General features: G+C 65.2%; 8 protein-coding genes. 3 read left to right on the top strand and 5 right to left on the bottom strand.

Annotation, left to right across the window (positions count from 1 at the left end):
* Positions 1–135: 135 nt before the first annotated feature.
* The 4 genes from FXB41_RS17410 to FXB41_RS17395 all read right to left on the bottom strand — a co-directional run bounded on the left by FXB41_RS17410 (position 136) and on the right by FXB41_RS17395 (position 6,305).
* Positions 136–1,017: an NAD(P)-dependent oxidoreductase gene (locus FXB41_RS17410; RefSeq protein WP_007591584.1), complete on the bottom strand. Its 882-nt coding sequence runs from the start codon at positions 1,015–1,017 to the stop codon at positions 136–138.
* Positions 1,017–2,148, bottom strand: a protein-coding gene (prfB, locus tag FXB41_RS17405) for a peptide chain release factor 2 (RefSeq protein ID WP_007591586.1) whose coding sequence is annotated in 2 segments (ribosomal slippage) — positions 1,017–2,078 and positions 2,080–2,148 — 1,131 coding nt in all. Because the reading frame shifts where the segments join, the coding sequence is not laid out codon by codon here. The genes FXB41_RS17410 and prfB overlap by 1 nt, the downstream gene beginning before the upstream one ends.
* 111 nt (positions 2,149–2,259) lie before the next feature.
* Positions 2,260–4,761: a penicillin-binding protein 1A gene (locus tag FXB41_RS17400; RefSeq protein WP_007591587.1), complete on the bottom strand. Its 2,502-nt coding sequence runs from the start codon at positions 4,759–4,761 to the stop codon at positions 2,260–2,262.
* Positions 4,762–5,012: 251 nt separating this feature from the next.
* Positions 5,013–6,305, bottom strand: a complete 1,293-nt coding sequence (locus tag FXB41_RS17395) for an N-acetylmuramoyl-L-alanine amidase (RefSeq protein ID WP_219682603.1) — start codon at positions 6,303–6,305, stop codon at positions 5,013–5,015.
* Between the two features lie 704 nt (positions 6,306–7,009).
* Here FXB41_RS17395 and FXB41_RS17390 point away from each other — a divergent pair.
* Positions 7,010–10,084, top strand: coding sequence for an Rne/Rng family ribonuclease (locus FXB41_RS17390; RefSeq protein ID WP_219682602.1), 3,075 nt, complete (start codon positions 7,010–7,012; stop codon positions 10,082–10,084).
* A gap of 65 nt (positions 10,085–10,149) precedes the next feature.
* On the opposite strand, the gene FXB41_RS17385 is transcribed toward FXB41_RS17390, so the two are convergent.
* Positions 10,150–10,833 (bottom strand): helix-turn-helix domain-containing protein, encoded by a 684-nt coding sequence (locus FXB41_RS17385; protein ID WP_219682601.1) that lies wholly within the window; start codon positions 10,831–10,833, stop codon positions 10,150–10,152.
* 209 nt (positions 10,834–11,042) lie between these two features.
* Here FXB41_RS17385 and FXB41_RS17380 point away from each other — a divergent pair, with 209 nt between their 5' ends.
* Together FXB41_RS17380 and FXB41_RS17375 are read left to right on the top strand one after the other, a co-directional pair.
* A complete protein-coding gene (locus FXB41_RS17380; RefSeq protein ID WP_219682600.1) occupies positions 11,043–12,539 on the top strand; it encodes an amidase in 1,497 nt (498 codons plus the stop codon).
* A gap of 84 nt (positions 12,540–12,623) precedes the next feature.
* Entirely contained in the window at positions 12,624–13,850 is a 1,227-nt protein-coding gene (locus FXB41_RS17375) for an MFS transporter (protein ID WP_219682599.1), read from the top strand.
* The last annotated feature ends 9 nt before the right edge of the window (positions 13,851–13,859 follow it).

The following is a 13,859-nucleotide window of genomic DNA, read 5'->3' as shown; positions in this document are numbered from 1 at the left end:
GTCTCATGTCGCTAGGCGAGACAGCCGCCTAGGACGATCCTGCGAACAGCGCCACCCGATTTCCGATGACGCATCCGTTTACAAGACCAACGTGCGAACGAGGCAAACGACGCTGCCCCATGTCGATGTGATCCGCTAGGACGGCTTCTTCGGCCGCGACACCAGCTCGATCATCTTGCCTTCATCGTCGTCAGGCATCGCAGCCTTCGCCTGCGCGTAGGCCTCGACGGCGGCGCGCGCGACCAGCGGCTTGTCGGCCAGCAGGCTCTCGGCGAGCTTCACTGCGTAGGCGGCATCCTTGTGCCGCAGCGCCGCCGTGAACGTTGCGCCGGAAAAATCGCGGGCGACCATGCGCTTGGAGTGGCGCTGCACCTGCGGGCTTGCGGCGACGCCCGCCTGAATTGATTCCAGCACCAGATTCATGTCGAGCCCGGCCTGCTCGGCGATGGCGAGTCCCTCGGCGAGGCCGGCGATCTGGATCGCGCCCATCAGATTATTGATCAGCTTGTAGACGGTGCCGGCACCGACCGCGCCGAAATGGCGGATGGTCGAGCCGATCGGTGTCAGATAGGGCCGCGCGCGTTCGAGATCGGCGGGATCGGCACCAACGAGCAGCGTCAGCTTTCCGCTCGCTGCCGCATCCGGCAATCCCGTCACGGGGCAATCGATATAGATTAGCCCGCGCGCATTCATTTCGCGGCCCATCTCGCGGGCGTGGTCATAGGAAACGGTGGAGCATTCGATCGCGATGGTGCCTGATTTCGCCGTCTTGGCTGCGCCCTCGGGCCCGAGCCAGACCGCGCGCGAGGCCTCGTCATCGGCGACCATCGTCACGACCGCGTCGGCGTCGATCGCCGCGTCCTCAGGCGAGGTCGCCCACAGCGCGCCGCGCGCGATCAGGTCTTCCGCTTTTGTTTTGCTGCGATTCCAAACCGTCACCGTGAAGCCGGCATCGAGATAGCGGCCGGCCATGCCATGGCCCATCCGCCCAAGCCCGATGAAGGCGATCCGGGGCATCAGTCGACGTCCTCGATGTCGGCGCCGGGAGTGCCGAAGGCGCGCTGCGCCAGGGTCGCGGCCATGAAGTCGTCGAGATCGCCACCGAGAACGCCTGATGTATCGGAGGTCTGCACACCGGTGCGCAGATCCTTCACCATCTGGTAGGGCTGGAGCACGTAGGAGCGGATCTGGTGACCCCAGCCGATGTCGGTCTTGGCGGCCTGGTCGGCGGCGGCCTTCTCTTCACGCCGCTTCAGCTCGATCTGATAAAGCCGTGCGCGCAGCATGTCCCAGGCCTGCGCCTTGTTCTTGTGCTGCGAGCGGCCGGCCTGGCAGACCACGGCGACGCCGGTCGGGATATGCGTCAGCCGCACCGCGGACTCGGTCTTGTTGACGTGCTGGCCGCCGGCGCCGCCTGAGCGCATGGTGTCGACGCGGACGTCCGATTCCTTGATGTCGATCTTGATGGTGTCGTCGATCACCGGAAACACAGCGACGGACGAGAACGAGGTGTGCCGCCGCGCGTTGGAATCGAATGGCGAGATCCGCACCAGGCGGTGCACGCCCGCCTCGGTCTTGAGCCAGCCATAGGCATTGTGGCCGGAGACCTGGATCGTCGCGGACTTGATGCCGGCCTCTTCGCCCTCGGACTCTTCCAGCACCTCGACCTTGAAGCCGTGGGTTTCGGCCCAGCGCGAGTACATGCGGAGCAGCATCTGCGCCCAGTCCTGGCTCTCGGTGCCACCGGCGCCGGCATGCACTTCGAGATAGGAATCGAAACCGTCGGCCTCTCCCGACAGCAGCGCCTCGAGCTCGCGCCGGGCGACTTCCTTCTTGAGGCTCTTCAGTGCGGCTTCGGCTTCCTTGACGACGCCCTCATCGCCCTCGGCTTCGCCGAGCTCGATCATGCCGATGTCGTCTTCGAGCTCCTGCTCGACCTTACCGATGCCGGAGAGCGAGTCCTCAAGCGAGGTGCGCTCCTGCATCAATTTCTGGGCTTTCTGGGGATCGTTCCAGAGGTTGGGATCTTCTGCGAGCTTGTTCAGCTCAGCGAGGCGCGCCGTCGATTTCTCGACGTCAAAGATGCCTCCTCAGCAGCCCGACCGACTGCTTGATCTCTTCTACCAACCGTTCGATTTCGGCGCGCATATGGTTCTCTGGTCTCGCGGAATTGTTCCGCGTCTAATGACAACGGGATGTAGCGGCGGCGGCTGAAAAGCGCAACCGCCGCGGCGACGAACGTCTGTCTTGTCCTAAGCCTTAGTACAGCCCGCCGGTGCCCGGCCGCATGAAGAAACCGGAATCCGGCTGCTGCTGCTGCGACGCCGGCGTCCGGCCGTCGGCATCGGCAACGCCAATGACCGAATAATTATCCGGCGGCGCCGTGCCCGGCTTGAAGGCTTCGAGGATGGTTCCGCCGGTCTCGCCCGGACCGGCGCGCATGCCGGTCTTGGCGACGACGCGCACCAGCTTGATGCCGGCCGGCACCTTGAACGGGACCGCGGGCTTGTCGGCGAGCGCGAGCTGGAGGAAGTCGCGTGCGATGGGAGCTGCGAGATGACCGCCGGTCGCGGCGTTACCCTTGCCGAGCGGACGCGGCTTGTCGTAGCCCATGTAGATGGCGACGGCGACGTCGGGCGAGAAACCGACGAACCAGGCGTCCTTGGCCTCGTTGGTGGTGCCGGTCTTGCCGGCGATCGGCTTGCCGACCTGCTTGACCACGGTCGCGGTACCGGCCTGGACCACGCCTTCCATCAGCTCGGTGATCTGATAGGCGGTCATGGAATCCAGCACCTGCTCGCGGCGGTCAATCAGCTGCGGCTCGTTCTGGTTCTTCCAACCACCCGGCGCGTCGCAGCCGCGGCATTCGCGCTGGTCGTGCTTGAAGATGGTGTGGCCGTAGCGATCCTGGATGCGGTCGATCAGGGTCGGCTTCACCCGGCGGCCACCATTGGCGAGCATCGAATATGCCGTGACCATGCGCATCGCCGTGGTCTCGCCGGCGCCGAGCGCGTAGGACAGATAGTTCGGCAGTTCGTCATAGACGCCAAAGCGGCGGGCATATTCGCCGATCAGGGGCATGCCGATGTCCTGGGCGAGGCGCACCGTCACCGTGTTGAGCGACTGCCGCAGCGCGTTGCGCAGCGTCACCGGCCCCTGGAACTTGCCCGAGGAGAAGTTTTCAGGCCGCCACACGCCCGCGCCCTGGCCCTGGTCGATTTCGATCGGGGCGTCGAGCACGACAGTCGAAGGCGTATAGCCGTTGTCGAGCGCGGCCGAATAGACGATCGGCTTGAACGACGAACCGGGTTGCCGATAGGCCTGCGTGGCGCGGTTGAACTGGCTCTGGTCGAACGAGAAGCCGCCGACCATCGCCAGCACGCGACCGGTCCAGGGGTCCATCACCACCATCGCGCCGGACACTTCGGGAATCTGGCGCAGCCGGTACTGACCTTCGACGGGCTGGGCGTCCTTGTACAGCGGATCGGCGTAGATCACGTCACCGGGCTGGAGCACCTGCGACACTGCGCTTGCCGCCCTACCCTTCGCAGCCCCGGAGGCCGCTCTTGCCCATTTGATGCCGTCGAGCGTGATGAGGCCGGTCTCGCGCTGCTTGCTGATGGCGCCGCCGAGCTCGCGGCTCGGCTGGAAGCCGATGCGCGCCGACTGATCGCTGGTCTCCAGCACCACGGCCATGCGCCATGGCGAGATATCGGAAAGAGACTTGATCTCGGCGAGCTTCACGCCCCAGTCGCCCGAAATGTCGAGCTTGCTGATGGCGCCGCGATAGCCCTGCTGCTCGTCATAGTTGACGAGACCGGCGACCATGGTCTTGCGCGCCATGACCTGAATCTTGGGATCGAGCGTAGTGCGGACCGAGAGGCCGCCCTCGTAAAGTTTCTTCTCGCCATAGCGCTCGAAGATGTCGCGGCGCACTTCCTCGGCGAAATATTCGCCGGCGAAGGTGTGGGCGCCATTGGAGCGGCTGGTAACGACCAGCGGCTCCTTGCGCGCCTTGTCGGCGTCGGCCTGCTTGACCCAGCCGTTCTCAACGAGACGATCGATCACGTAGTTACGGCGCTCGATGGCGCGGTCGCGGTTGCGGACGGGATGCAGCGTCGCAGGCATCTTCGGCAGCGCCGCGAGATAGGACGCTTCCGCCACCGTCAGCTCGTTCACTGATTTGTCGAAATAAACCAGCGACGCAGCGGCGATTCCGTAGGCGCCGAGACCCAGATAGATTTCATTCAGATACAGCTCGAGGATCTTGTCCTTCGAGTAGGTCTTCTCGATCCGCATGGCCAGCAAGGCTTCCTTGATCTTGCGCGCGAAGGAGACCTCGTTGGTCAGAAGGAAGTTCTTGGCGACCTGCTGGGTGATCGTCGAAGCGCCCTGCGGCCGGCGGTTGGAGCCGTAGTTCTGGATGTAGACCACGCCGGCACGCGCCATGCCGGTGTAGTCGATGCCGCCATGCTCGTAGAAATTCTTGTCCTCGGCCGCGAGGAAGGCGTTGATCACGAGTTTCGGCACCGCCTGGATCGGCAGGTACAGCCGCCGCTCCTTGGCGTATTCGCCGAGCAGCGAGCCGTCGGTCGCGTGCACGCGGGTCATCACCGGCGGCTCGTAATCCTGAAGCTGAGAGTAGTCCGGCAAGTCCTTGGAGAAATGCCAGATCAGGCCTGCGACGGCACCGACCCCGACAAGGAACAACACCGTTCCCGCGGCGAACAGGAAGCCCATGAACCGCACCAGCAAGCGCATTATCTGTTTATCCGTTCAAACTCTGGATCAGCCCAAAGATCAGCCCTGGCGCCCGAAACAGGCGCCAAACCATCGCGAATTCACCGGCCTTACTCAATACTATCGGTGCCGGACCCAAGACGCTTGCCGAGCGGGATTCTCGCCGATTCCGGAACCCCCTGCGGCGTTTTTATAAAGCGCCCGCTGTGGCCAAACTAGGGCTTTTGCGGCGGGACGGAAAATCCCTTCTCAATTCGACGATCCTCCGGTCGTCAATTTGACGATCCGGCCGTGGCCATCCGCTTGGCCAAAAACCCGTCGATCGCCTGTGCCATCGAGCCCACGGCACGCGAACGCCATCCTTCCGAGACCAGATGCTCGAGGTCGCCCTTGTTGGAGACATAGCCGATCTCGACCAGGACCGACGGCACGTCGGGCGCCTTCAGCACCCGGAAGCCGGCCGACTTCAGGGGATGCTTGTGCATCCGAACCGTCGACTTCATTTCGCTCATCAACAGGTGGGCAAAACGACTTGAAAAGGTGCGGGTTTCCCGCTGGGTGAGATCGATCAGGATGTCGGCGACATCGGTCGGCTCCTCCGCGAGGTTGAAGCCGGCGATGGCGTCCGCCCGGTTTTCCGCATCCGCCAGCCGCTGCGCCTCGGCGTCGGAGGCCTTGTCGGACAACGTGTAGATGGTCGCGCCCTGCGCATCGCCCTCGGCGCGCGGCAGCGCGTCGGCATGGATCGAGACGAACAACGCCGCCTTGAGGCTGCGGGCGACTTTGACCCGGTCGTTGAGCGGGATGAAGGTGTCGTCGTCGCGTGTCATCACCACGCGATATTTGCCGGTCTTTTCCAGCCGTTCGCGCAGAGCCAGGCCAAAGGCCAGCACCAGATTCTTCTCGCTCTCGCCGCTCGACTGGGTGCCATTGTCGATGCCGCCATGGCCGGGATCGATGACAACCACCGCGCGGCCATCGGCCTTCTGCCCGGCTTCAGGATGTGCAGATGCGGGAACCGTCGCGGGCGGCGGATCGGCAATTGCCGGCCGCAGCTCAGGACGATTTTCCGGAGCCAGCGACGGCACGAAGGCGGTGCGCTCGACCTCCTCCAGTTCGAGCACCAGCCGCGCGGGCTGACCGTTGGCAGCCTCCACCACGTAGGAATTGGCGATCTTGGCCGGGCCCGTCAGGTCGAACACGATTCGGGAGCCGCCGGGCATCACCAGCCCATAGCGGAAGGCCTTGACCAGTCCCCGTCCGCCGGACCCGGTGCCGGCGGGGAGTTGAAAATTGACCTGGGGAACGTCGACCACCACCCGATACGGGTCGGCCAAGGTGACGGCGCGGAAGCTAACGGTCTGGTCGATGTCGAGGACAAAGCGGGTTTGCCTGCCGTCACCGGCCAGCCGGGCGGCCGAGGCCGTCGGGAAATTCGCTGATGCAACAGCGGGTTGAGGCTGACTTTCCGCAGCCTTCAGGCGCGAGGAATCAGCACAGGGCAATGCCGCCGCGCAGAGCAGGACGCATCCCAGCAAGATCCTTTGATTTGCGCGGCTCGCCACCGATTCCGTGCCTCCGAGCAGCCTCTTTAACGCAATAGAACCACAGGGTTAAACGATCCTTAATGACGGACACGCGAAACTCGCTGACTGTGACCGCCGTGCGACGCTCCTTGCACGGATGGCCCAATCCACGTATGTACGGAATGCTGACGGCCGATATTTCCGGTTGTGTCGCATTCAGCCTCCCGGTGCAGCGCCGGAACTCTCAAGGTTTGGGAATTCCAGCGTTTTTCCGTTCCCCTCTAAGTCCAGCGCGGTGCGCGGCAGCAAGGTGGAGCGGGGCAAGCCCCGGCGGCGGACGGTTCCCGGTTACCACCACGTTTCCGGGACGGTTCTGACAGCGGCGCGACCCGTTACCCGGTCCCTTAATCCCAAGGGAGCGGTTCGTAATACCCAAGGCGAGCGCGCTCGCGCCATGCCTGGCCAACAGCAACTGATTGAGGGGCGGCCCCGCCGCCCAATGTTTCATACGGGCCGACGCTTGATGCGCCAGACTGTGCCGACCAATTCTGAAGGACCATTCGCGACGCTGCGGAGTGAAAATTCCGCGCGCCACTTTGGTCCTCCGGCGTCCGGTTCGGCAAGGCGCGAGAGACGGCGTTTCGGCCTTCCCCTCACCCCCGAATCAGGTGGACCGTCGCGTCACCCGGCAGCGCTGATGGCGCCCACGGTGAATCGCGCCCGCCGCCGCCAAGAGTTAAGACATGCCCAACAAGATGTTGATCGATGCCACCCACCCGGAAGAGACCCGGGTCGTCGTGGTCCGCGGCAATCGCGTCGAAGAGTTTGATTTCGAGACCGCGCAACGCAAGCAACTGCGCGGGAATATCTACCTCGCCAAGGTCACAAGGGTCGAACCCTCGCTCCAGGCCGCTTTCGTCGAATATGGCGGCAACCGCCACGGCTTCCTCGCCTTCAGCGAAATCCATCCCGACTACTACCAGATCCCGGTTGCCGACCGGCAGGCGCTGATCGAAGCCGAGGAGCAGGCCCATCGCGAGGCCGAGGAAGAGAGCGAGAACCGCTCCCAGGGCCGCCGCCGCTCCCGCCACCGCAATTCCCGCCGCCGTAGCCATGGCGAGCGCGTCCGCAGCGACGTCGTCGAAGGCAGCGATCCCGCGGCCCGGCAGGTCCAGGGCGAGGCCCTGCCCGAAGGCGCTTCGCACGAGGGCGAGCACCTGCACGCCGGCGCAGAGCATCACGGCGAGCACGAAGGCCACGATCATCACGACCACGAGGCACATGACCACGAAGGGCATGACCACGACGACCATCATCATGCCTATGGTGACGATCATGACGCGCACGAACATCACGACCACGATCATCATGGCGACCACGACCATCACGACCATGATCATGCCGACGAGACACCGGCGCCTGTCGCAGCGATCGGCGCCGAGCCCGCGGTCGCCACCGAAGCCGTTGCCGAGCCGCAGGAGGTTGCCTCCGACGTACACGCCGACGATCTTGCCGAGGCCGTGACGTCGGCTGCTGAGCCTGCCGACGCCGTGTACGCCCCCGGCGAGAGCGCGCAGGCTCCGCATCACGAATCCGAAGCGACGGCCGAGGATGACGGCGAAGACGAGGACGACGAGGAAGCCGAAGAGGACGTCGTTGAATCCGTCGGCGGCGACGATGTGCTGGAAGAAGTGCCGGAGCGCACCTTCCGTCCCCGCCGCCAGTACAAGATCCAGGAAGTCATCAAGCGCCGCCAGGTGATGCTGGTGCAGGTCGTCAAGGAAGAGCGCGGCAACAAGGGCGCGGCGCTGACGACCTACCTCTCGCTCGCCGGCCGCTATGCCGTCTTGATGCCGAACACCGCGCGCGGCGGCGGCATCAGCCGCAAGATCACGAGCGCGCAGGACCGTTCGCGCCTAAAGGAAGTGGTGCAGGATCTCGATGTGCCCGAGGGCATGGGGATCATTCTGCGCACCGCGGGTGCCGCCCGCACCAAGCCCGAGATCAAGCGCGATTTCGAGTACCTGATCCGGATGTGGGAGACGGTGCGCGACATGACGCTGAAGTCGCAGGCCCCGACCCTCGTCTACGAGGAAGGCTCGCTGATCAAGCGCTCGCTGCGCGACCTCTACAACAAGGAGATCGACGAGATCTCGGTTGCCGGTGAATCCGGTTACCGTGAAGCGCGCGACTTCATGAAGATGCTGATGCCCGCCAATGTGAGCGCGGTGAAGCAGTATCGCGACGGCCAGCCGCTGTTCTCGCGCATGGGCGTCGAAAGCCAGCTGGATGCGATGTTCTCGCCGACCGTGCAACTGCGCTCCGGCGGCTACATCGTCATCAACCAGACCGAAGCGCTGGTCTCGATCGACGTCAACTCCGGTCGTTCGACGCGCGAGCATCATATCGAGGACACCGCGCTCAAGACCAATCTCGAGGCCTCCGAGGAGGTCGCGCGTCAGCTTCGGTTGCGCGACCTCGCCGGTCTGATCGTCATCGACTTCATCGACATGGACGAGAAGCGCAACAACCGCGCGGTCGAACGCAAGCTGTCCGATTGCCTCCGGCAGGACCGCGCGCGGATCCAGGTCGGACGCATCTCGCATTTCGGCCTGCTCGAAATGTCACGCCAGCGCATCCGCGCCAGCGTGTTGGAGTCCTCGACCGATCCCTGCACGCATTGCGGTGGCACCGGCCATGTGCGCTCGGTGTCCTCGGTTGCGCTCCAATTGCTGCGCGGCCTCGAAGAGATCCTGATGAAGGGCGCGACCCACAACCTCGTGGTCCGCACCCGCACCGACGTCGCGCTCTATGTGCTGAACCACAAGCGCGGCCATCTGCGCGACCTCGAGAACGGCTTCAAGGTCACGTTGTCGGTCATCGCCGACCCGAGCGTCAACGGGCCGCAGGCCTATGTCATCGACCGCGGCGAGCAGGTGCATACGCTGGAAGCCGCCAAGGCTCTGCTGGCGGCGCAGGCGGCCGCAAGCCCGCCGCCCCTGGTCGAAGAGGCCTATGACGACGAGGAGTTCGATCCGGAGACCGAATCCGAGGTTGAGACCGAAGAAACCGAAGGTCTCGCCGAGGAGCAGACCGCAGGCGACGCCGCTACCGAGCAGGACGGCCAGCGCCGCAAGCGTCGCCGTCGCCGCCGCGGTCGCGGTGGCCCGCGCGACGAGGAGACGCGCGAGGATGGCGCTCCCGCTCTTGCCGAGACGGCCATGGCGGCCGGCGAAACCGAAGAGGATGCCGAGGCCGAGCCGGATGGCGAGGAAGGCGAGGAACAGGGAGCCCGTGGCGAGCAGCAGGGCAGCGCCGATCGCCGTCGCCGGCGTGGTCGCCGTGGCGGACGTCGGCGTCGTGGTCCTGGCGAGGAAGGTCTCGCCGGCTCCATCGGCGACGAGCTCGCGGCCAGTGCGCCGTCGGAAGCGACCGATGCAGTCGCCGATTTCGACGGTTTTAGCGGCGAGGCTGCGCCCTCGATCGCGCAGGCCGAGCACACGTCGGAACCTCAGGTCACCCAGCCTGAGCCGCGGGCCGAAGCACGGATTGAGGCAACGACCAGGCCTGAGCCGGCTCCTGCTGCCGCGGACGAAGAGCACGCCGACGACAAGGCCGCACGACGCCGTTCGACGGTTCGGGAAAAGGTGAGCTTCCTGTCGAGCAGCCAGAGTGAACCGGCACCGATCGCGCAGGCGGCCGAGCCGGTTGCCCCGCCCGCACCGGCTCCGGAGCCCGCGCCCGCAGCGGCAAGCGAAACCTCGGCCGCACCGCGTCGCGCCGGCTGGTGGTCGCGCCGCTTCGGCGGCGGCGAATAGACGAGCCCCAATCAAAAACGCCCGGCTTCGGCCGGGCGTTTTTCGTTCCACGCTCTCTTTGCTGTTCAGTGCGACGGCGGATCGCCTTCGATCGGCGCCACGTCGCGCGATGCGATCCGGCGGAGCTGATCGTAGAGGTCAGGCGCTTCGCTGGTGCAAAGGCAGACGCCTGTCGCAGCAGGCCCTTCGCCGGCGTTGAGGTAGGCGTGGCCCATGGTGCTGTCGAGATAAATGCCGTCGCCCTCGCCCAGGATCTCCGGCGCGTAGAACTCGGTGTGGACGGCAACGCGTCCGCTCGTCACCACGAAATATTCCTCGCCGGCGTGGCGCAGCAGCGGACCGAACTCCTCCAGCGAGCGCGCCCGGACTTCGGCCAGGATCGGCACCATGCGTTTGCCGATCAGATCGGTGCATTGATAGGTGTAGGTGTAGAATCCGGTCGTGATCACCTGCCCCTGCCCGGCGCGGCTGATGCTCCGTCGCGCCGTGACCGGTCTGCTCTGCTCGGGACGCGGGGGCACCGGATTGAACAGCTCGGCGATCTCCATCTTCAAGCCGGAGGTGAGCTGGAGCAGCTTGTCGTAGGTCAGCGACATCAGACCGTTCTCGACCTTGGACAGGGTCGACAGCGCCATGCCGGTCCGCTCCGCCACCTGCTTGAGCGTCAGCCCCCGCGCCTGGCGGGCAGCCTTGAGGCATTGGCCCAGCTGGGAGTTGGCGCCCTCCGGCGTCGTCACGATCTCGCTCATCCAGCAAGGTTATCACGGCGGCCGAAAAATTGTTTGATCGATCCACCTAATCTTTTCGACTGAAGCCGGCCCTGGGTTCCGCATCTGGCCGCCGTTTGGGCGGGCAAACCAGCATTTGTGCATGAAATGGCCGGTTCTGACGAATATTGGTGCGCGGCCTCCACTTTCCGATATGCTAAATCGTTTTCAAATTTTGAAAGGGATTGGCATTGTCCGACCTTTGCGATTCCAGCGCCGTTGAGCTGCGCCGCCGCCTGTCCGCCCGGGACATCTCGCCCGTCGAGCTGCTGGAGTTGTGCCTGTCGCGGATCGCCACCGTCAATCCCGCCGTCAATGCCGTCGTGACACTGGACGAGCCTGGCGCTCGCGCCGCTGCCAAGGAAGCCGAGGCCGCCATCCTGCGCGGCGAGGATCATGGCGCCCTCCACGGGCTCCCCGTTCTCATCAAGGACACCCAAGACACCGCTCGACTGCGCACCACCTATGGCAGTCCGTTGCTGAGGGACAACGTCCCACTCGCTGACCAGGGCTCGGTGGCACGGCTGCGCGCGGCTGGCGCCATCATCTTCGGCAAGACCAACACACCGGAATGGGCGGCCGGCGGCAACACCCGCAACCCCGTGTTCGGGGCGACCGGCAATCCGTTCGATCCGATGCGCTCGGCGGCCGGCTCCTCCGGCGGCTCGGCGGTGGCGCTCGCCTGCGGCATGGCTCCGCTCGCCTCGGGCTCGGACACCGGCGGCTCCTTGCGCAATCCGGCCGGCTTCGCCGGCATTGTCGGCATGCGCCCGTCCTTCGGCCTCGTCGCCAGCGAGAAGCGCGTGTTCGGCTGGTCCAATTTGTCGACCGACGGGCCGATGGCGCGCAATGTCACCGACACCGCGCTGATGCTGTCGGTGATGGCGAGCGACGATACCCGCGATCCGCTCGCCTATACGCTGCCCGGCGAGTCCGTGCGCGCGCGTGCCGAACGCTGGGCCGTACCGCGCCCCGCAGAACTCGGCAGGCTGCGCCTCACCTTCACCGAAGACTTCGGCTTCGCCCCGACAGAGCAGGCGATCCGGCGCGTGTTCCGCCATCGCGTGAGCAAGCTTGCACCGCTCTTTGGCGAGTGCCGCGAGGCGACGCCGGATTGCTCCGGTGCCGACGACGCCTTCGCCGTGCTGCGTGCAGGCATGTTCCTGGCGACGCACGGCAAGAACTACAAGGAGCGGCCCGAGATGCTCGGGCCCAATGTCCGCGCCAATGTCGAGGAAGGCCTCGGCTACACGCTCGAAGATCACGCGCGCGCCGCAACGACGCAGACGCGGATCTATCGCGCCTGGCAAAGCTTCTTCGAAAGCTGCGACGTGCTGATCAGCCCCACCATCACGCTTAGTCCGCGGCCGTGGTCGGAGCCGCATCCCGCGGAGATCGACGGGGTAGCAACGAAATCCTACTTCCATTGGCTGGCGCTCGCTTATGCCGTGACGCTTCCCGGCCATCCCGCCATCAGCATTCCTCTCGGCCTCGATGAAGCCGGGCTGCCTTTCGGCCTGCAGATCGTCGGTCAGCGTGGCGGCGACGCCGCCGTGCTCGCGGTGGCCGCGAGCCTCGAAGCAGCGTTCGCCGGCGACGCGCAATTGTGCCGGCCGGCGCCCGATCTGGCCCGGCTTGCCGTGGCGCCGCCGCTCTCGGCTGCACCCGGCTTCCTGACTTGGGAATGAAGAACGTGGGAATGATCAGAACTCGGGCATGACCTGAACTCGGCAACGACCGAAACCAGCCCTGGCGGCGCGATGGAGACGAGGATGACGGAATTGCCGAGGAAGACCAGCGTCATCGCATTCGTCCTGCTCTACGTCGCCTACTGCATCTCCTATGTCGACCGCGCGGCGATCTCGCTGGCGCTGGCGCAGATCGGCAAGGACTTCAACCTCCAGGCCGCAGATCTCGGCATCGTCATCAGCGCGTTCTTCCTCGGCTACGCCGCGATGCAGGTGCCGGGCGGATGGCTCTCCGACCGCTTCGGATCGAAATATGTGGTGATCATCACCATCGTGATGTGGTCGCTGTTCACGGCGTTCACGAGCCTTGCCTGGTCGCTCACCTCGCTGATCGCGATCCGCTTCCTATTCGGTATCGCCGAGGGCGGCTTCCCGCCGGCGAGCATCCGCGCCGTCGCGGAGGTGTTCAAGAAGGACAGCCGGCCGAAGATGTCGGCGCTGCTGCTGTCGTCCAACTATGCCGGCAGCATGATCGCGCCGCTGATCATGGCGCCGTTGATCCTCTGGCTCGGCTGGCGCCATGCCTTCAACGCGATCGGCATTGCAGGCATCGTCTTCGCGGTCGCCTATTTCGTCTTGGTCCCGTATCTGGGCCGCCCGGGCGCGAACGATCCGAACCTGTCCGGGACGAAAGCCGAGAACCGTGCACCGATGCGCGAGCTCATGAAGAATCCGCTGCTGTGGCAGCTGATGGTGGTGTGGTTCGGCCTCAGCTGCGTCAACAAGGGCCTGGATTCCTGGATGCCGCTCTATCTGCTCCAGCAGCGCGGGCTCGACCTCAAGACCGTCGGCATCGTGGCGCCGATCCCGTTCGTGATGGCGACGATCGCGACCGCGATCGGCGGCTGGGTGATGACGACGTTCTTCGCCGAGCGCGAAAAATATCTGCTGATCGGCGCCTCCGCATTGACCGGCATCTTCCTCTACGCCATGTACAAGGCGGAGACGATCGCGATGCTGATCACCTACCAGTCGGTGGTCTATTTCTTCAAATCCTTCGTACTGGCCTCGGTGATTGCGCTTCCGACCAAGCTGCTCCGCGACGACCAGATCGGATCCGGCATCGGCATGGTCAATCTCGGCGGCCAGAGCGCGGGCTTCGTCGCCCCCGTGGCCATCGGCTTCATCGTGACCGGAACCGGATCGTTCGATGCCGCCTTCGGCTTCCTCGTGGCGATGACGGCGTTATCAGTCGTGGTCGCCGCAACCATCAACACGGCCCAGCCGAAGCTCATGCCGCAGACGGCCTGACAGGAGAAT

It is taken from the genome of Bradyrhizobium canariense, from assembly GCF_019402665.1.
GTDB classification, from domain to species: Bacteria; Pseudomonadota; Alphaproteobacteria; order Rhizobiales; family Xanthobacteraceae; genus Bradyrhizobium; species Bradyrhizobium canariense.
This window is presented reverse-complemented; position numbering and strand designations above follow the sequence as displayed.